Source organism: Avibacterium sp. 20-129 (assembly GCF_026226845.1).
GTDB lineage: Bacteria > Pseudomonadota > Gammaproteobacteria > Enterobacterales > Pasteurellaceae > Avibacterium.
Genome location: NZ_JAKKOE010000001.1, coordinates 1 through 20395, shown reverse-complemented (window position 1 = coordinate 20395; position 20395 = coordinate 1). Strand labels below are relative to the sequence as shown.

At 39.8% G+C, this 20395-nt stretch carries 12 protein-coding genes and 1 riboswitch; of the genes, 7 read left to right on the top strand and 5 right to left on the bottom strand.

Features of this window, described 5'->3' with window-relative positions; all coding sequences use genetic code 11:
* The first annotated feature begins 40 nt into the window (after positions 1-40).
* The 3 genes from L5B90_RS00060 to L5B90_RS00050 all read left to right on the top strand — a co-directional run bounded on the left by L5B90_RS00060 (position 41) and on the right by L5B90_RS00050 (position 4797).
* On the top strand, positions 41-1435 hold the full coding sequence (locus L5B90_RS00060) for an MATE family efflux transporter (RefSeq protein ID WP_265761800.1): 1395 nt from the start codon (positions 41-43) through the stop codon (positions 1433-1435).
* Positions 1436-1444: 9 nt separating this feature from the next.
* Positions 1445-2491: a Gfo/Idh/MocA family oxidoreductase gene (locus L5B90_RS00055; protein ID WP_265761798.1), complete on the top strand. Its 1047-nt coding sequence runs from the start codon at positions 1445-1447 to the stop codon at positions 2489-2491.
* Between the two features lie 128 nt (positions 2492-2619).
* On the top strand, positions 2620-4797 hold the full coding sequence (locus tag L5B90_RS00050) for a TonB-dependent receptor (protein ID WP_250350507.1): 2178 nt from the start codon (positions 2620-2622) through the stop codon (positions 4795-4797).
* Between the two features lie 55 nt (positions 4798-4852).
* Here the strand turns inward: L5B90_RS00050 and rplY are convergent, their stop codons facing one another.
* Positions 4853-5140 carry a 50S ribosomal protein L25 gene (gene rplY / locus L5B90_RS00045; RefSeq protein WP_250363180.1) on the bottom strand — a complete coding sequence of 96 codons (288 nt, stop codon included), beginning with the start codon at positions 5138-5140 and terminating at the stop codon, positions 4853-4855.
* 232 nt (positions 5141-5372) lie between these two features.
* On the opposite strand from rplY, the gene L5B90_RS00040 reads away from it, so the two are divergent.
* Entirely contained in the window at positions 5373-5984 is a 612-nt protein-coding gene (locus L5B90_RS00040; protein ID WP_250350509.1) for a DedA family protein, read from the top strand.
* A gap of 9 nt (positions 5985-5993) precedes the next feature.
* Entirely contained in the window at positions 5994-6269 is a 276-nt protein-coding gene (locus L5B90_RS00035) for a YcgL domain-containing protein (RefSeq protein ID WP_250350510.1), read from the top strand.
* A gap of 302 nt (positions 6270-6571) precedes the next feature.
* Here L5B90_RS00035 and torA read toward each other — a convergent pair whose 3' ends face one another.
* The 3 genes from torA to L5B90_RS00020 form a co-directional block, all read right to left on the bottom strand.
* Positions 6572-9046, bottom strand: a complete 2475-nt coding sequence (gene torA, locus L5B90_RS00030; RefSeq protein WP_265761797.1) for a trimethylamine-N-oxide reductase TorA — start codon at positions 9044-9046, stop codon at positions 6572-6574.
* Positions 9047-9131: 85 nt separating this feature from the next.
* A riboswitch (molybdenum cofactor riboswitch) is annotated at positions 9132-9264 on the bottom strand.
* Between the two features lie 105 nt (positions 9265-9369).
* Complete coding sequence (locus L5B90_RS00025) at positions 9370-10494, bottom strand: NapC/NirT family cytochrome c (RefSeq protein WP_265761796.1); 1125 nt, start codon at positions 10492-10494, stop codon at positions 9370-9372.
* A 144-nt stretch (positions 10495-10638) separates the two neighbouring features.
* Positions 10639-12339 (bottom strand): LuxR C-terminal-related transcriptional regulator, encoded by a 1701-nt coding sequence (locus tag L5B90_RS00020; RefSeq protein WP_265761795.1) that lies wholly within the window; start codon positions 12337-12339, stop codon positions 10639-10641.
* A gap of 188 nt (positions 12340-12527) precedes the next feature.
* Here L5B90_RS00020 and xthA point away from each other — a divergent pair, with 188 nt between their 5' ends.
* On the top strand, positions 12528-13331 hold the full coding sequence (xthA, locus tag L5B90_RS00015) for an exodeoxyribonuclease III (protein WP_265761794.1): 804 nt from the start codon (positions 12528-12530) through the stop codon (positions 13329-13331).
* A gap of 212 nt (positions 13332-13543) precedes the next feature.
* The gene (locus tag L5B90_RS00010) at positions 13544-14470 is read left to right on the top strand and encodes a hypothetical protein (RefSeq protein ID WP_265761793.1); all 927 of its coding nucleotides are present in this window, start codon (positions 13544-13546) and stop codon (positions 14468-14470) included.
* A 106-nt stretch (positions 14471-14576) separates the two neighbouring features.
* Here L5B90_RS00010 and L5B90_RS00005 read toward each other — a convergent pair whose 3' ends face one another.
* On the bottom strand, positions 14577-20378 hold the full coding sequence (locus tag L5B90_RS00005) for a VCBS domain-containing protein (protein ID WP_265761792.1): 5802 nt from the start codon (positions 20376-20378) through the stop codon (positions 14577-14579).
* Positions 20379-20395 lie beyond the last annotated feature (17 nt).

Here is a 20395-nt window from a genome sequence, read left to right as displayed (position 1 = left end):
GTAAAACTTGCAATAGTATATAACAAATTCGGGTATTTTTATGTTATTTAAGTTCATTCAACGTCATCGCCAAGAAATGGAAAAGTTAATTGCCATCGCTTTTCCTATTTTACTGGCGCAATTTGCCCAAAACTCAATGGGCATTGTCGATACCATTATGGCTGGGCGAGTAAGTGCCACAGATATGGCAGCAATTTCTGTCGCCGGTTCAATTTGGTTTCCACCTGTCTTGCTCGGACACGGTTTACTGCTCGCTTTACCGCCAATTATTTCTTATCTTAATGGTTCTGGGCAACGTCATCGTATTGCGCATTATGTGCATCAAGGCTTATGGGTGGTGGCATTAAGTTGCATTCCTATTGGTCTTATCATTTATTTTAGCGATTATGTTGTCAGCCATATGGGAATGGATCCTAAACTTGCCCATATCACGATTGATTACTTGCATATTATGCTATGGGGCTTACCCGGCTATTTACTGATGATAAATTTCCGCTGCCTGAATGATGGCATTGCAAAAACAAAACCAGCAATGGTGATTACTTTTGCCGGTTTGTTGCTCAATATTCCGCTCAATTACCTATTTATTTATGGTAAATTTGGCGTGCCTGCTTTCGGTGCGGTAGGCTGTGGGATCGCGACGACAATAGTCAATTGGGCAATGTGTATAATGATGATTGCTTATTCTCGCCACGCAAGAAGCCAGCGTGATTTGAACGTGTTTAACGGATTGATCGAAAAACCCAATCTGACGACATTAAAAAAAGTGCTAGGCTTAGGCTTCCCTATTGGTATTGCGTTATTCTGTGAAGTGGCATTATTTGCCCTTTCTTCCCTTTTGCTCTCCCCCCTTGGAACAGATGTGGTGGCTAGCCATCAAATTGCCCTGACAACCAGTTCCTTTATTTTTATGTTGCCAATGTCCTTAGGTATGGCAACCACCATTTTAGTGGGGCAACGTTTGGGCGAAGGATTATTGCAACAAGCAAAAGCAGTATTCTATTCAGCGCTTGCTGTGGGGCTGAGCCTCGCCTGTTTTACTGCACTCATTATGGTTTTATTTAATCAACAAATTCCTAAAATTTACGTTTCAGATCAAGACGTGATTTTAATCGCTAGCCATTTATTGTTGATTTCTGCGTTATACCAGTTTTCCGACAGCATTCAGGTAATCACCGCAGGGGCATTGCGTGGCTACAAAGACACCAAATCTATTTTATACATCACAATGTTTTGTTATTGGGGCATCGGAATGCCGCTGGGCTATCTGTTATCGCGAACCGATTGGCTAATGCCAAGCATCGGTGCTGCAGGATTTTGGGTAGGTTTTGTGGTAAGCCTAACCGTGGCAGCATTCTTACTTATTCAACGTATTCGTAAAATTCAAGCCTTACCCGAACAGGCAATTTTGCAAAAATTAAAAGCAATTCAATAGGAAAATCAAATGGAAAAAATCATTAATGTAGCCATTGCAGGCTTTGGAATGTCTGCCAAAACCTTTCATCTGCCTTTTTTAGATCTCGATCCACGTTTTCAAGTGCGTAAAGTGTTTGAGCGTAACAGTGAAAATGCAAAACACGCGTATCCTTATATTCAAGTGGTACATCAATTTGAACAATTACTCAGCCCTGAAATTGACTTGGTGATTATCACCACGCCTAATCTCACGCATTATGAAATGGCTAAACAAGCTATTTTAGCGGGAAAAAATGTCATCGTAGAAAAGCCCCTTGCGGTTTACCCTGTGCAAGCAGAAGAACTAGATAAACTTGCCAAACAGCATAATGTAATGCTTTCCGTTTACCAAAATCGCCGTTGGGATAACGGTGCTTTAACGGTGAAAAAACTACTCGACCGGAAAATATTGGGTGACATTGTGCATTATGAAATGCGTTACGAACGTTTTAGCCAAAAACCAAATAGTAAAGCGTGGAAAGAAACGGGCGAATTTGGCGCTGGATTAGTTTATGATTTAGGCGTTCATTTAATCGATCATTGTGTGGATTTATTCGGAATTCCCACCGCACTTTATGCGGATATGAAAGCACAACGCGCAGGAGCAAAATCTGAAGATAATTTTGAAATTATTTTCTACTATGCTGATAAAAAAGTGGTGCTTTCTTCCACCAAGTGCGCACGCGAACCCGCACCTTATATTATGTTGCAAGGCACCAAAGGCAGTTACATCAAAGCCACAATGGATAACCAAGAAGCCCTATTACTCAAAGGCATAAAACCGCAAGGCGATTGGAATGCTGAACCAGAAACAAACTGGGGATTACTCCATACCGAAATCAACGGCATTGTTATTCGTAGCCCAATAGAGAGCGAACGTGGCAACTACCAAGCCTATTACGACAACATTTACGCCGTTCTCACCGAACAAGCCCCATTGCAGGTTACGGCGCAACAAGCCATTGACGTACTGAAATTGATTGCATTGGTCTATGAAAGTGCGGATAAAGGAATGCGAATGGCTATCCACCTATAAACAAGAATAATTCTCATTGATAAGAGCAATATAGTTACTCTATAATCCCCCCTGTTTTTATAGGCAAATGCAAAGAAATAACTTTTTTCTTTCATTTACAAGTCCAACATATTATCAATGAGAAATTTATGCAATATTCCATTCCTGTAAAATTAAGCACAATTTACACCGCACTTTTCTTTGGGGTTTCTTTTTCCGCTTCAGCTGAAACGAGCCAATCGTTAGATGAAATCAATGTGGTTACTGAATTAGAAAAATTCAAAGCCACCAATAAGCTCAAATCAGAAGTCAATTTAAGCCTTTTAGGCGAACAACTTGCCTTTACCTCGCCTATCACCGTAGCAAATTATGATGAACAGGCACTAGCTGATAGCCAGCCTCGCAATATTGTTGATGCAATCGCAAAAACCGATGCTTCTGTAATGAATTTTGGTGGTGAAACTAACACCTTGCAAGGCGTTTATGTGCGTGGTTTACAATTAGATGCCCGTCAATTTAGTTTAAACGGCTTAGCAGGATTATATTCCACTTACAATTCCCCAACCGCTGCTGTCAGCTCAGCCCAGCTAATTAAAGGTGCCTCTACTGCCACTGTGGGAATGGATCCTGAAGGTTCATCAGGCGCGTCAATTAATATTGAAACCAAACACGCTACTGATAAAAACATCAATCGTCTTGGCTTTACTTGGTTTAGCAATTCCCGTTTACAAGAATCTTTTGATTTTGGTCGCCGTTTTGGGGCAAATAAAGAATGGGGCATTCGCATTAATGGACTCTATCGTGATGGCGATACAGCGCGCGATCATTATTATGAACGCAATAAAGAATTCGCCATTTCCGCCGATTATCGTGGTGAAAAATTACGCGTTGATTTGGATTATCTCTATGCCAAACGTGCCACACAGGGTGGGCGCGCAAGGGTGCAAGATATTCAAAATCTCACTTATGCCTTACCAACCGCACCAAATGGTCAGATCAATTTAATCCCTACTTGGTCAGGACAAACCACGCGGGATCAAACCATTATGCTTACTGCTTCTTATGACTTACCTTATGAGATGACTTTATCTGGCGGCATTGGACATATGACATCAAATTATTACGGCAATTTTGGACAAATTCTTGCCACCCATATTCAACCTAACGGTGATTATAAAATCAGCCAAATGCGTGCGATGGATTTTATCACTCGCACTACCAGCGGAAATTTAAAATTACAAGGGAATCATTTTACTGGCACATTAAGCCATAATTGGAATGTAGCTTTTGATGCGGTACTACGCGAACGAGATTTTGATCAAAGCCCTGTGCTTAAAGCATTTTCTGGTGGCAATCTCTACGCCCCTCACTTTGCTCAAGTGGATAACTTCAAACCTCTAGCCCAAGGCAATACGGATCAAAAATTAAAATCTTACAGTCTTGCTTTAGCGGATACGCTCGGGCTATTTGACGATCAAATTCGTTTAACCTTAGGCGGTCGCTTACAATGGATTAAACAAACCAACTATCAAACCAACACAATAACAGGAGAAAAATCCATAAAAACAGACGGCAAATCGCACCGCTTTAGCCCAATGCTTACCCTTGCTTGGGTGCCTAATTCCAATTTTGTCCTTTATGGAAATTATTTAGAAGATCTTGAACCTGGTTATGTAGATGAAGATGGCACAATGACTAATCCACGCGTAAGCCGTCAAATTGAGCTGGGAGCAAGAAAAAACTGGGGGGACACCTTCACCACCACCCTTAGCCTTTACCAAATCACACGCCCTGGTATCATCAGTGCAAAATCTGCCACAAAATATCACCGCACTTCCGGAGAGGAGCAGGGCAAAGAACGTAATCGTGGAATTGAATTTAACCTTTACGCAAATTTACTTAAAGGTCGCTTACGACCAAGTTTCGGCATCACTTACAACAAAGGCGATCTCATTGACTTCTCAAGCTATGCGGGGGAAATCATCAGCGGCGTTCAAGTGGCAAGCCCACGCATTATTGCCAAATCAGCCATAGAATGGGAACCAAGTTTCGCACCAAATCTGTTATTAAGTAGTGCAGTGCAATATTATGGAAAATCTTACCAAGATTACGCAAAAACCTATAAATTTCCGTCTTATGCCACCATAGATCTTGGGGCAAAATATCGTTTCAAAATGTCCCAAAACCAAGAGGTTATCCTTCGAGCTGGAGTAGAAAATCTGTTCAATAAGCATTATTGGCAAGTACAGCGCGGAAAATATGACCGCAGTTTTGCCGTGCTTGGAATGCCTCGTACTTATTGGGCAAAAATTGAATATACATTCTAAAACGGGGATAACAAAAAAGCACCTTAAAAAAGGTGCTTTTTCATTCAATACGGAATTAAACGCGTTTAAAGTCGATATGAACTAATTTCGGTTTGAATGGGTGGCGTTGCATTGCTTGCACTTTTACTGCCACTTCTTTACCATCAATCACTAAGGTGATCACGTCTGAATAGAAAGTATCGTGTACTTGAGCATTGTTTAATTCATCGTGGCTTAAAATGATTGAAACAGGTTCTGCATTCCCACCATAAACGATTGCAGGAATTTGACCATTATGACGCAGGCGGCGGCTCGCACCCTTACCTTGCGCTGTACGCACTTCAGCGTTAAATTTGAATGACATAATTGTATTCTCTTTAATAAAAAGTTAATCGAAAAAATCGCAGGCGACCCAGCGATTTCATAAAATCAAGCTCAAAGGAATCTTTGAGGTCGCAAATTATAATCAATGCCCGCCCTTAAGGCAAATAGAAATCCACTTATTTCCACATTTTTAATGGCTATTTTCACAAAAAAAGTTACAATAATCAGCATCTTGAATTTCACCATTGTGGCAAATTAAATGCGGGTTTGATATGGAATTTTTAATCAACTTCTTTACTGACTATGGCTATTTCGCGGTGCTGTTTGTTTTAATTATCTGTGGTTTTGGTGTGCCAATTCCTGAAGACATCACCCTTGTTTCAGGCGGGGTGATTTCTGGCTTAGGCTATACCAATCCACATATTATGCTGGTAGTCAGTATATTGGGTGTGCTACTTGGCGACAGCACAATGTATTGGCTAGGACGCCTTTATGGCGTAAAAATCCTACGTTTCCGCCCAATTCGCAAAATACTCACCTTAAAACGCTTACAAATGGTGCGCGCCCAATTTGATAAATACGGCAACCGTGTTCTCTTTACCGCCCGTTTTCTGCCCGGATTAAGAGCGCCAATTTATATGGTTTCAGGTATTACCCGCCGCGTTAGTTTTATCCGCTTTGTCCTGATTGATTTTTTTGCTGCGATTATTTCTGTGCCAATTTGGGTCTATTTAGGTCATTTTGGGGCAAGTAATTTAGATTGGCTCAATGAGCAAATCAAGAAAGGACAATTTGTTATTTATGTGATTATTGCCGTCGTTGCGCTGATTGTCTTTTGGAAATGGAAACAATCCCGCCAAAACAAACAACAAGCCGAAGACTAGGAAACGCTTATGATTTGTGCGATTTACAAAAGTAAGAAAAAAGCAGGAATGTATTTATACATCGCGAAACGCGATGAGTTTTCCGCCATTCCCGAAACGCTACGCAATAATTTCGGCACACCTATTTTTGTGATGTTATTTAATCTTAAAGGAGACAAGTCTTTAATCAACGCAGATAATCAAGAAGTTCTCGAAAAAATCCAACAACAAGGCTTTTATCTACAAATGCCTAAGCAAGAAGAAAATTTGTTGGAAATTCATAAAAAAAGTACCGCACTTCATTAATCACCATAAAACTCAGCCTATCGCTGGGTTTTGTTTTGCGAAACTTTGGGGTAGAAAAAGCAATAATACGCTTTTAGCTTATAACCACGAGAAATTTTCTCCCATAACTTAAAACCTATTTATGTAAAACTCGCAAAAAAACAACCGCACTTGATAGCTACTTACTTCCAATAATATAGGCTGGCTTGACACAGAGAATACAGTAAGCCAAACCAATGTGGGCTTATTTCAACGCTAAACAGCAATTAATTATGACGAAAAAAATCAGCCCCTAGAGGCTGATTTTCATTTTTACTCAGTGATTAAGCTGATTGTTTTGGTTGTTTAAAGACTGTAACCGCAGGGGCTTCACCAGTGAATTTTTCCACTTGTACAATACAGGTATTTGGTGAATTACCCTGTGCCAGTTTTGATGTGCCTTCATCTCGGGTCAGTACATTTGGACAACCATTTTTACATAATGGTTTATCCGATTGTCCAAGATCCGCTGGATCGTACCAAGCCCCTTCGTGTAAGGCGACTGTTCCTTTGATGATACCATCAGTAACAACAGCACCAGCAAGCACTTGTCCGCGTTGATTATAAATACGAACGATATCGCCATCAACAATACCGCGCACTGCCGCATCATCTTTATGAATTAGCACGGGTTCGCGATCATTTACCGCATATTTTTGGCGTAATGATGTGTGAGCAAGCTGGCTATGCAAACGGTAGTATGGATGTGGTGTAACCAAAGCAAGGGGCGCTTCTGGTGTTGTGTTGCCCGCAAATTCGGCTGGCTCCATCCAACTTGGGTAGCCTTTACAATCATCATAATTCATTTTGGCGATCACATCAGAATAAATTTCAATTTTACCTGATGGTGTGCCAAGTGGATTAAGTAAGGGATCATTGCGGAAATTTTCATAACGAACCCATTTTTTCGCTTTTTCACTTGCTTTAAAGGTAATCGGTTTATTTTCTTCCCAGAATTTTTCAAATTTAGGCATTAATACACGATTTTTTCGTGCCGCATCAAATGCGGTTTGGTAGAAGCCTTTTAACCAATCCATTTCCGATTTATTTTCGGTAAATTGTGCTTCTACTCCTGCACGTTTCGCTAATTCCGTAAAAATATCATAATCATTTTTCGCTTCAAATTGCGGAGAGACAACTTGTTTCATTGGATAAATATTCATCATTGAATAGTCGCCTGACATTGTTAAGTCGTTACGCTCATAGCTTGTGGTAACAGGCAATACAATATCCGCCATACGTGCTGTTGGTGTCCAATTGACTTCATTAACAATGAAGGTTTCCGGTTCATAAAACGCCTTAACCAATGTATTGGTATCTTGGTGGTGTACGAATGGGTTTCCGCCCGCCCAATAAACCAATTTAATATCAGGATAGGTAATTTCTGTACCATTATATTGGATTGTTTTTCCGGGATTTAATAAGGCATCAGCGACACGCGCTACTGGGAAAGACATTTTTGATGTTTCATCTAACCACGTTTTTTCTCCAGCTTGTGCAGATGGATTTGCGGTAATCGAACCAATAATACCGCCTGTTGCCGTTGGCGCGCCGCCATTTGCATAATGGTAACTGAAACCAAAGCCACCACCCGGTAAGCCAATTTGTCCGAGCATAGACGCAAGGGTAACCATCATCCAATGGCTCTGTTCACCATGACGTTGGCGTTGCATTCCCCATCCGCCCATAAGCATTGTTCTCTTAGTGGAGAAATCAGTGGCTAATTGCTTAATGACTTCAACAGGAACACCCGTTAATTTGCTTGCCCAAGCGGCATCTTTTGGCTGTCCATCGGCTTTGCCTAACAAATATTCCTCAAATTTATCATAGCCTGCCGTATATTTTTGTAAAAAGGCTTTATCGTGTTTATTTTCGCTAACCAATGTATGGGCGATACCTAACATTAATGGCACATCTGTTGCGGTATTAATTGGGATCCATTCCGCACCTAAGAATTCACAACTTTCACTTCTTACAGGATCAATACAAATAATACGTTTCCCGCTTTCTTTTAATTTCTTAAAGTATTCAATACCTTGCTGATCGGTGGAGGTCCAAGCAATACGCAATGTGGTGAGTGGGTTTGCCGACCATAATACGACAATTTCAGAACTTTCTAAAATGACATCCCAACTTGTTTGCTGTTCATAAACTTCTATCGTGCCTAAAACGTGTGGCATAATCACTTGTGCTGCACCAGTAGAATAATCCCCTTTTGAACCAACAAAGCCACCCGTTACATTTAAATAACGGTGTAATAATGTTCTTGCCGCATGCAACGCACCAGAGCTATACCACCCATAAGACCCCGCATAAATGCCAGTTGGGCCATAACTATCTCGCACGCGTTTCATTTCATTTGCGACAAGTTCAAATGCCTTATCCCAAGAAATTCGTACCCATTCATCTCTACCACGTAATGTCGTATCTTTATTTCCTTCTAGGTATCCTTTGCGCACCATAGGATATTTTACGCGTGTTTCACTATACAGTTGATCCGCAACAACAGTTTGTAATTCATTAACAAGTGGAGAAGGAATGGCTGGCCCAGATTTAACCACTTTACCGTCTTCTAACACAACGCCTAATGGCCCCCAGTGAGCGGCTGTAACAACCGTTGTTTGTTCGGCTGCAAGGGCTGGCTGAGAGGTAACTAAAGAGCCAACGACACCGCCCGTTAAAGATGTTCCCGCAAGGCCAAGCGAAGAATGTTTAATGAAATCGCGACGACTTGCATTAATATTGTATTGTTTTTTCATTTTTTAACCCTAGTAATGACGATCCACAAATCTATTTACTCAGAAAAATTACTTCAATTTCTACCGCACTTGTAATTAGATAGTGGGTATTAAAATTACGACACCTTTCTAAAACGAGTGGCATAATCATTTCTAACTATACCATTGTGCAAACAGGTTGCAGGCATTGCTTCCATATCTTTCGACTTAGGTTCACAAGCTCGGAGTCAGCCTAATACTAACGAAAGTGGTTAGTATTTATTCCTATTAGGAAACTATTTATGGTGGATTAAAATGACAATAATGGGTATTCGCTTGCCTGATTTTAATCCACTATTACGATACTAATGAGATAAGTTAGCCATATCTTTACCATTACGCTGCAAATAAATTGTTAATGTGCGTACATCGTCATCAGATAACGAGGTGCGATCTTTCATTGAATTGACCACCCCAATCCATTGATTTGCTGTGTAATGATCGGCAGAAATAGGCGCATGACAACCACTACAATAGGTTTCATTTAAGTTCTTACCAAACTGATTCAGTGCGGTTAAATCTGCGGTTAAATTTGATTTTGGTACAACAATAGGTAAACGAATTTCTTTCCAATTAGCGGCTGTTACTTCATCATAAACAGAACGAATCACTTGAACCTTTTCTTGAGCAACATTTTCTAATAATGCCACCATAATACGTTTGCCCAAATCCATATATACGACACTTTCAGCCCCTTCTTGTTGCCAACCGCTTAATGTGGCTTTAACTTGTTCATCAGCCGTATTCCAATCAGTTAATTCAGCATAAGGCATTAAACGAATCGTTCCCCCTTCTTGCAATGTTGCATTTGCCATCGCTAAGCTATATAGGGTTTTATCTTCTGTCGAAAATTGCCCATTGTGTTTTGCCAATTCACTGTTTGCTTCATTGTTATCCACTTCCATTTCAGGCATAAAATGGACGATTCCTTTATGGCAATCAATACAGGTTTGATTGGTTTCCTGTGCAATTTTATGCATTTTCTGAGCTGCCTCAGATTGTTCGGATAACACCATCGCCTCTTGATTATGGCAGCTTTTGCACGTAACTGAATCGCTTGCTTTCATCTCTGCCCAAACCGCTTTTGCCATCGCTAAACGATGGGTTTCATAAGCGTCTTGATCAGGTAATTTATCCACCACAAAGGTATTCCACACATCTTTTAATGCCATCACTTTCGTTTTTACATAATGGAATGCGGAATCCTGTGGAATATGACAATTGGCACATTCCGCTCTCACGCCTTTGCGGTTTGAAAAATGCACACTTCCTTCCCATTCTTGTTTGGGAATTTCCATTGAATGGCAACTCACACAAAATTCTGTGCTACTGGTTGCTTTCATTGCATATTGCGATCCAGCAAACACGCCAATACCAAGCAATATGCCAAATAAACCGCCTAATACAAATTTTTTATTTAATTTTGCCATAGCATCCCCACATAAAATTGATACATCAAAATAGGTAGAATAATAAAAGAAATTATAAGGTGGGCATCAAAGTACTCAATACGTAAAGTTACGTATTTACCTCTTAAGGATTAGTAAAATTTGATATAACGCAAAAAAGAACCGTTAAATACGGAACCAATGAGGCAATCTAAATACCGATTCAGCAAAAACATCGGGCGCAATTACGGTACTTTTTCCTTGCTGAATTTGGAATAATAAATGAGGCTGGCTAATTGAAAGATCTTTTGTATTATCAGGATAGGTAAGCCCAGCTTGAACTTCACCACCAAAATAATAAGTACCGTTTACCCCAGTATAAGCTAAGGAGCGAATGCCATTAATAACTTCTCTAAAGGCTCTTGGCGAGGTGCTATGTCGCCAAACATTCGCGAGAATTTGAATTTGATCATAAGCCACGCTGGCTTGTGAATAACTCGGTTGGTGGTGAAATAATTGCTGATAGTGTTGGCGGAATTTTTGTCCCGCATAATTCATACTTAATCCCGTTGTACTTGCCCATAACACATCTTCACATTGCTTTTCTTGTGGTAAAAATACAGAGGGGGCATAAATACTATAAATAATCGCATTAATTGGATTCTGTATAAAACATTGATAAAAAGCGAGAATATCTTCAGCAAAATAAGAGGCGAACACAATTAAAGTGGGATCAATATGATGAACCTGTTTCATTAACACATTGAAAACATCAGATGATTTTTCTAATGCTAGCACTTCCACATACCAATGTGCGTTACGCAGTTGAATAATCAGATTTTCAATACCAATATCAATTTTTTGCCACGTTACTGTAACCACTAAAATCCTTTTATTTTTCACAACTTGCGGATAATGATATTGATAAGCCTGAATAAAACGCGCGACACCTGCGCCATAATTAATATCACTTGCACAGGCTTGAAAAATATTTTTAATTTGCCTATGTTGCGACTTTCCTAAATCACTATGGGTAGCAAGATGAATATACGGAATTCCCTTGCTTGCAATCCATTCGTGTAAATCAGGGGAATAGCAAGCATAGCTTGCCGAAATCGCATCCACTTCTTTATCAAACAATGTTTGGTAAGCTTGTTGGATACTTTTGGGATCATCAACACGAAATCCGACAGTTTCTAACCGCACTTGTCGCCCATGAATTCCCCCTTGTTGGTTGATCATTTCGACCGCTAACTGTGAACCGTTGCATAATTCCTGCGTATCCCATTGCCCAATACCTTGCTCCACATAAGGCACGCCAATGGTGATAGGACGAGAAATGGCGGAATGAATAAAGTGTGGTGTTTTTTTCGACAGTTTTTTACCCTTAGCGAGTTCTTCAATTTCATAGGTTGCTAAAAGAGATTGGGGCAAATCCCCCGGGGTTGGCAAACAGCACAGATTTTCTGTGATAGCAAACACCGCTAAACTCGTCCGATTGTCAATCTGCGTTTTTTGAAAAAGATGTTCAACGTGTTTGGCAACAGTACGCTCACTAATAAAAAGCTGTTGAGAAATTTCCGCATTGCTTAGCCCACTACTGAGCAAGGTTAAAATTTCAAGTTCTCGTTTACTCAGCTCAAAAGGCAACGGCATTTGTTGCGCAGTAAGTAAGGTAAACTTTTGCTTATAACGTTGTAAACTGACATTAAACCATTGCTGATCGGCTTGATAATAGAAATGCACGTTATCGCGTTTGGAAGCCAGCAACGCCTGTGCATAATCAATAAGTTGGGGGTAATTTTCAAGATATGCCTTTCCTTGATGATTTTCCCATTCAATTAATTCTTTCTGCTCATTGACTAAACAAGACCATACTACTGTCATTTGCTTCCCTGTTATTGACGAATAAACGTGTCTATCATAAAGAAATTTCGCGCCATATTTAATGATATAAATCAACAGATTGCTGAACAAAGTAAAGTGCGGTAAAAAATATTATCATTTTTTAAATGAGCTAAACCTTAGTATAATGCCAGCTTAATTTTTTAAATGTACAACTAGGAATAAATGAAATGAAAGTAATGTCTTTTAATATCAATGGGCTACGAGCAAGACCACATCAATTAGAAGCCATCATAGCACAGTATCAACCTGATATTTTAGGCCTGCAGGAAATTAAAGTGGCGGATGAAGATTTCCCTTATGCCTTAGTCGAACACCTTGGTTATCACGTTTACCATCACGGACAAAAAGGACATTATGGTGTGGCTTTTTTATTAAAACAAGCACCGAAAGCCATTCACAAAGGCTTCCCTACCGATGAAGCAGATGCCCAAAAACGTATTATTATGGCGGAAATGGAAACAAAATTTGGCTTGCTCACCGTGATCAATGGCTATTTTCCACAAGGGGAAAGCCGTAATCACGAAACAAAATTCCCCGCGAAAGAAAAATTCTATGCGGATTTACAACGTTATTTAGAACAAGATCATAATAAAGAAAATCCAATTATTATTATGGGAGATATGAATATCAGCCCAAGTGATTTAGATATTGGTATTGGTGAAGAAAACCGTAAACGCTGGTTACGCACAGGAAAATGTTCATTCTTACCAGAAGAAAGAGAATGGTATAACCGCTTATACGCCTATGGCTTAACAGACACTTTCCGCCACCTAAACCCAACGACAAATGATAAATTCTCGTGGTTTGATTATCGTTCCAAAGGCTTTGATGATAACCGTGGCTTACGTATCGATCACATTTTAGCAAGTAATAATTTGATCGACCGCTGTACCGATACAGGCATCGCTTTAGATATTCGTGCAATGGAAAAACCGTCTGATCACGCACCGATTTGGGCAGTGTTTGAGTAAAATAAAAAGTGCGGTATAAATTTTCGGAAAATTTTAAAATTTTGTACCGCACTTAATAAACTAATATCTTCTCTCATATTTCTATCTATTCAATATCACTTTATATAAATCTTAAATTTTATCTAATAAATATCATTCAAATTTTTATATATTGATTATTTTTACCGCGTTATTCATAATTTACTCCCTCATCAATAAAAAAGGAAATTATTATGGAAATATTATCTGATTGGATCGCCACTTCTAGTATATCACTACTCTTATTATTCACATTATACATTTACAGCAATGATAAAGATGATAATAAAGAATCTATTGTCTGTTCAATAAACTATTGGATTATAATTTTTACAATAATTCTTAATATTGTGGTAATGCGATATTTCGCATTCTACTTTAACATAGAACAACTCACCCGTTTTTTAAATCCAATAACTGGAATACTGTCGTTAAGCATCATTAATGTACTAGTGGCACTTTGGATTATACGAGAAAATAAAAGTATTACTCTATTTATTCGTAAGAATAAGCTTATCGTTTCTGCGATCACTGCACTATTTACTACGCTATTCTATATAATAAAGCCAACATTAATGTCCACGTATTATTCTGCGATAGAACAAGCAACATCAGAATTAACACTTAATTCAACACAGCAATACCCAATATTTCGTGAATTATTTCTCTCAATAACGATAGAGACAGTCTATTTCGTCAGTGCCATAACTGTTGCCTTTGAAATTACTACTTTTCTGATCTCATCTATACCCTATAATAAAGAAAATAATACAAAAAAAACCTTTCACTTCCCACTTTTCAGCCTACTCATCATCTTCTTTTTTTCTGCAACACATATTCCTTATTTAATACATACACTGAAAAAAGTATTAACAAACCAAAATATTAGCTATTTAATTGTTAAATATGAATACTATTCACTCGGTGAAAAATGTAACAACCCCAAATTAATTGAGCTAAGTCAAACAAATCAATATCGGTTTAAGTTTATTTCTCATAATAAAGTAATTTATGTTGAGAGAATGTGGGATAAGGATATAAACAAGGAAGAGTGGACACTTGAGAACGTTACTGAATATAACTTCTATCCCGATGAAGAAGAATGTATCAAATTTGAATGATTTTTTCGCTATCTTTATAAAAGATCTCATTTAAATATATACATATAAAAAAAACCGCACTTCATAAAGTGCGGTTTAATTTTATATTATTTTATTGAAACCAGAATTAAATAATATTAATTCCTGATTCAATCAACACTTGTTCAGGGCTAGTTTCGCCAGTAGAAGAACGATAGGTATAAACATCATATTGATGCCCATCGACATTTTCTGCACCGGTTCTTTCCCAGAAGTTCCAGTTCTGCTGGATTAACCCACCACTGTCTTTATAGCGAACATTATTGTTACCAGCATCATACTTCGTATCATTATTATCGCCAAAGTCAATAGTAACATTCTCATTACCACCTTTAATATAGACTTTGGTAATGTTATCTGAAGTCAGATCAGATAGTGATAATGTTAGCTTATGATTTGTTGCGCCACTAAAATCTAATATTTCTACATTCGCAAATGCAGACATATCATCTGTTTGATTTGAGCTGTTAATTTTCACAATATCATTGCCTTCACCACCATCGATCTTGGCGTTACTAGCAATATCTCCACCGATGGTTGCAATATCATCACCAGACCCTAGATTTAGAGTTGGGGAATTTAATCCAGAACCAAAGGCTTTTTCAACATCAACGGTGTCATTGCCGTCCCCCATATCAAGAACTGTGCTTCCTTTAACCTCACCAACGCGGAGAGTGTCATCACCTGCCCCCATTATAATATGAGTACCATTGATGTCTTTGTTGGCAACTAAACCATCATTACCCTCACCAAGGTTAATTTCTCCACTTGTATCAATATAGGTATTCGCATACACAATATCATCACCAGCTCCAAGATTGATTGATGTTTTACCACCAATATAGTTATTAGTGAAAACCATATCTTCACCTTGTCCAGTCACAATTGTTGTATTACCTTGTATATATCCACCTGTATAAATGGAGTTGTTACCATCACCCAGATTAATATTTGCAACTCTACCAAGCCCACCGAGATCATAGGTATCAATATTAGTGCCTACTTCAATACGGTCATTACCACTACCTGCGGTAATCGTTGTATTTTTAGCAAAATAGTTTCCAACTGAAAGGCTATTATCGCCATCACCAAAATTGATAGTTGTATTTCCATCTAATTCTGTACCGATGCTCATTAAGTCATTACCATCACCAAATTCTACTGATAATGTTGAGGCTTTAACTTGCGCTCCAGCAATAGCAACAATATTATGCCCATTACCCATATCAATGGTGTAATCTCCAGCTAGGATATTTTTATCTACTGAGAATTTGTCATTGCCTTCACCCATAGTGAACTGCTTGTTATAAAAACTTTGCGTATCACCACGAACTTGGATATGGTCATCACCTGTTCCAGTATCCACTTTAAAATCAGTGTGTTTTAAAAGCATCGGAGTATTACCAATCGAACCATTATAAAGACCAAATCCACCGAATTGCTCTAAACCAATCACAAGAGCATCATTACCTTCACTTGCTGTTAGCCCTCCTTCTGCATGACTAACAACATGTGTAGATTGTTCATCACCAAAACTATTTGTAATAATGCCATCATCAAATGAACCATGATGATTAGTATTCGGTCCTGCTTCCGTTGAAAACTCCGTAAACAAGTTACGAATTGCCATCACTTTCTGAGTATTTACGTTACCCGCAGCATCAACTACTGTTAATGTAATACCATCGTTGGTGTAACGATTCCAGTTTGGCATATTGAAGGTATAAGTACCATCTTGTTCGTTATAAACCGCAGTTCCCGTTGCTTTCGCTCCCGTACCTGTTACATATTCAAATGTAATTGTTGCTGCTTTTTCAGAGTTACCTGTGGCTTTTAACACCATTTGAGTTGTATCCGTATTAAAACGTTCTACAACCATAGACTCCACAAGCGTATCCAAGCGGAAATTAAATTCTTGCTTCGCAGCTTCAGTTTGTACACCATCAATTGTTTCAAGCACTTCAACTTTATAACGGTAATCCTGACCATAAGTTTCCGCTAAATTATCGGTGAAGGTGTAAGTTTGACCATCAGTGGTTTGTAATTCAGAGAATGGGATCTCTGTTTCATCGTATTCTTGTCCACCTGATAATTCACTACCTACTTTATAGCGTTTCACCACGATAGTTTGATTGCTATCTAACGGATGATCTAACGTAAAGGTCAATGTTGGTGTTGCATCATTGGTTAAACCCGTTTCTTTGCTTAACGCTGTATCGCCCAAGCCAGAAGATACCGTACCCTCATATGGCGTTGCATCTCTATTTGGATAAAGATCCGCAACATTACTTGCCTCTTGTTGAGGATTATGTGGATTTGTTTCATTACCGAAGTCATCAGTAAAGTCATCTACTAATCCAATTTGTTGCACAGCTGTTGCACTTTGTCCTTGGATCGTAACCGTTACAACTTGTTGATCGCCACCTGCAGTTGTGACAGTGAAAGTATCTGTCAAGGTTTCACCTTGTTTTAATTGATTTACTTTTGCATTGCTTTGATCTGCGGTATATGACCAGTTGCCTTGTGCATCAATCGTAAATGAACCATAACCATTAGCACCATTACCATTTTCTGCATTCCACGTATCCGCATTATCCACATCAGTAACAGTAAGTTTACCTGTTGCTGGTGTTGCTTCAATGGTATTGCTCGCCCCTGAGCCATCTTTAGCGACGCCTGTCGTATCACCACTGATAACCGCTTTATCATCTGCACCTTGAACATTCACAACAATGTCATAAGAGCCACCTTTTACTGTTGTTACAGTGAGTTTATCTTGAACAGTATCATTCGTATTCAGCGCCTGTGTTGCTGGACGATTATTATCTAAGGTATAACTCCAAGTACCATCCGCATTTAATGTGAACGTACCGTAAGTACCAGTTACAGAAGATTGTGGAACAAAATTCACACTCTCAGAACCTTGAGTTGCAATTAATTTGCCACCTGCATTTGGATCGCCTGGGATATTGTTATTCACGCCACTTGCTTCTGTCACCTCATTATCGTTGGTTGCCGATTGACCTGGTTCAATAACCACTGATGCATCTTCAACAGTATAAGATTGTGTTGCACTGAAATCACCAGAATTGCCCGCTTTATCTGTTGCGTGAACAGAAACAGTGAGCGACTTAGTATTATTCGCAGCCAATCCATCTCCCGGTACGGTTACACTGAAATCGCCATCCGCATTGATAATTTTTCCTGTATAGCTTGAACCACCAAAAGATACCGTAACAACATCATCTACTGAAAATTCTCCAGTTACTTTACCTGTTACCGTAACGCTAGTAGCTGCCTCAGTTAATGACACATTATTATCTTCCGCAACATTAATATTCGTAATGGAAGCATTAATATTGTTATCAACAATAGTCTTAGGTAAAGAACCTTTATCAGAGACATTACCTGCAGCATCGGTTTGACGCACTTGAACAGCTCCCGCTTCATAAGTTCCCGCCGGAAGTGTGAAATGCGGATCTGTAATTGTCGTCCAAGACTGACCATTATCCGAGCTGTACTCTAACTTAGCACCTGGCTCAACCTCTCCAATATTTACAACGCCATCACTAGTAATGTAATCACTAGAAGATGATCCTGTATCTTGTTCAAGGGTTAATTTCGGAGTTGCTGGTGCTGTACTATCCACCGTCGTTGCCGATAATTTTCCTACCTCAGAAACATTACCCGCTGCATCAGTTTGGCGTACTTGCACTTTTCCAGCCTCATACGAGCCTTCCGGTAAAACAAATTTACCCTCTGTTACATCATTCCAAGTCTTACCACCATCTGTGCTGTATTCTACTTTCGTATCTGATTCAACACCTGAAACGATCACGGTTCCATCTTTTGTGATGTTGTCTGCCGTATCACTACCTGTATCATTCGCTAACGCTAGCGTTGGTGCTTTAGGTACAGTTGTATCTACCGTCGTCGCTGGCAATTTCGCAACCGCTGATTCATTACCTGCTCCATCCACTTGTTTCACTTGAACTTGATCTTCAGTATAAACACCTTCTGGTAAGTCAAACTGACCATTTGTTACATCTTTCCAAGTCTTACCACCATCGGTGCTGTATTTCACCGTCGCACCAGCCTCAATACCACTTACTACAACCGTTCCATCGCTGGTGATGTTATCTGTAGCGTTCGTTCCTGTGTCATTCTCAAGCGCAACAGTTGGTGCATTTGGTGCTTGGTTATCCACTTTTTGTGAACCACTCGCAACCAAGGTTTCCGCACCTGTCGCTACACTGGTCGCAGCGCCCGCTTTAACCGTTAAGGTGACATCACCTGGATTCAAGCCTGCCGATGGTTTCACCACAACACTGTAAGTGCCATCTTGGTTATCTTTTAATGACCCTACAATCTCACCATTCGTCACACTTAGGTCATCATTAGCCAAGCCTGTTACCGCTTCACTTGGTGTTAAGGTAAAGGTGATATTGCCCTCTTGACCATTAATGACTTCTGCCGCTTTATCATCGGTAATCGCAATCGTTGGGTTCGATACAGCTAACACGCTGTAAGATTGTGAAGCACTTACTTCACCTTGATTATCCGCTGCATCTGTTGCTGTTACTGTTACATCAACTTGTTTGTCCGCATCCGCTTTAATTTCTGATGATGGCACTTTAACACTAAAGTGACCGTCAGCATCGCTAATTTTTCCTTCGTGCGTTTTTCCATCAACAGTAATAACCACTTTGTCACCAACTTTAAACTCGCCGGTTACTTGACCTGATACTGTCACCGTCGCTTGATGTGCTTCTGTACCATCAACTTCATTATCACCTGCTACAGTAATATTCGTAATTTGAGTTGTAGTATCATTTGGTGCTGTTGTATCTAAGTCAAAGGATGCTGGCGCACTCGCTGGTCCTTCGTTACCCGCTTTATCTGTCACTTTCGCATCAACGGTGTAAGTGCCATCTTTCGGTAGATCATCTTTCTCAATCGTTACCGTTACTTTATCCTTGGCATTCACATCATTCGGTAACGTATAAGTAACCGTCTGCGGATTATTCTCGGCATCTTTCACCGTTAAGGTAATCACATCACCTGCTTTCGCGCCATCTGGTAAAGTCACTTCAACCTGTACACCATCTGCCGCTTCTTTTGCATTTACACCGCCATCTGCATTCTCTGGAATCGCAATGCTTGGTGCCTGTGGCTTCACATCATCTATCGTGATCGCTTTATCTGGATTTACCGTTGTAACATCCGATACGTTACCTGCTTTATCTGTTTGACGGACTTGAATATCCCCTTTTGGATAAGTGCGGTTGTTTTCTAACGAGAATTCTGTGCCTGTGCCTTGTGTCCAGTTTTGACCGCCGTCAACACTGTATTCCCAGCTCGCATCTGGCTCAATGCCACTCACCGCAACGGTGTTGTCGCTCGTAATGCCATCTGTCGCATCTGCGCCTGTGTCATCTAAAGTTGCTGTCGGTGCTACTGGTTTCACGTTATCCACTTCTTGTGTACGCTCAGCCGATGCACTGTCTGCGTGTGTTGCTACACTTTGTGCCGCACCCGCCGGTAAGGACACTTTCACATCTCTAGAGTTCAACCCTTCATTCGGTTTCACTACTAAGGTGTAATCCGTGCCACTGCCGCTAAAGCTTACGATAGTGCCGTTTTCAACCGCAAAGTCACTCTCTTCTAAGCCCTCAACTGCTTCACTCGCCTTCACCGTGAAAGTGATGTTACCATCTTCAATGTTCGCCACATCTGGGGTCTTCGTAATGCTGTCCGTAATCGTAAAGGTTGGGCTATCACTAAAGTTACCTAACGTGCTGTCTGAACCTTCTGCTGACTTATTACCCGCCGCATCTGTCACCTGTGCTTTCACTACATTCTCTACACTTGGTTGTGGCTTAAAGGTCACCTCTACACCATTCACAA

What these genes read in the sequence shown, in the direction of transcription:
- L5B90_RS00020 (WP_265761795.1), bottom strand. Translation starts at nt 12,339, where the DNA reads ATGACAGTAGTATGGTCTTGTTTAGTCAATGAGCAGAAAGAATTAATT.
- rplY (WP_250363180.1), bottom strand. Translation starts at nt 5,140, where the DNA reads ATGTCATTCAAATTTAACGCTGAAGTGCGTACAGCGCAAGGTAAGGGT.
- L5B90_RS00050 (WP_250350507.1), top strand. Translation starts at nt 2,620, where the DNA reads ATGCAATATTCCATTCCTGTAAAATTAAGCACAATTTACACCGCACTT.
- L5B90_RS00055 (WP_265761798.1), top strand. Translation starts at nt 1,445, where the DNA reads ATGGAAAAAATCATTAATGTAGCCATTGCAGGCTTTGGAATGTCTGCC.
- L5B90_RS00040 (WP_250350509.1), top strand. Translation starts at nt 5,373, where the DNA reads ATGGAATTTTTAATCAACTTCTTTACTGACTATGGCTATTTCGCGGTG.
- L5B90_RS00035 (WP_250350510.1), top strand. Translation starts at nt 5,994, where the DNA reads ATGATTTGTGCGATTTACAAAAGTAAGAAAAAAGCAGGAATGTATTTA.
- L5B90_RS00010 (WP_265761793.1), top strand. Translation starts at nt 13,544, where the DNA reads ATGGAAATATTATCTGATTGGATCGCCACTTCTAGTATATCACTACTC.
- L5B90_RS00025 (WP_265761796.1), bottom strand. Translation starts at nt 10,494, where the DNA reads ATGGCAAAATTAAATAAAAAATTTGTATTAGGCGGTTTATTTGGCATA.
- xthA (WP_265761794.1), top strand. Translation starts at nt 12,528, where the DNA reads ATGAAAGTAATGTCTTTTAATATCAATGGGCTACGAGCAAGACCACAT.
- torA (WP_265761797.1), bottom strand. Translation starts at nt 9,046, where the DNA reads ATGAAAAAACAATACAATATTAATGCAAGTCGTCGCGATTTCATTAAA.
- L5B90_RS00060 (WP_265761800.1), top strand. Translation starts at nt 41, where the DNA reads ATGTTATTTAAGTTCATTCAACGTCATCGCCAAGAAATGGAAAAGTTA.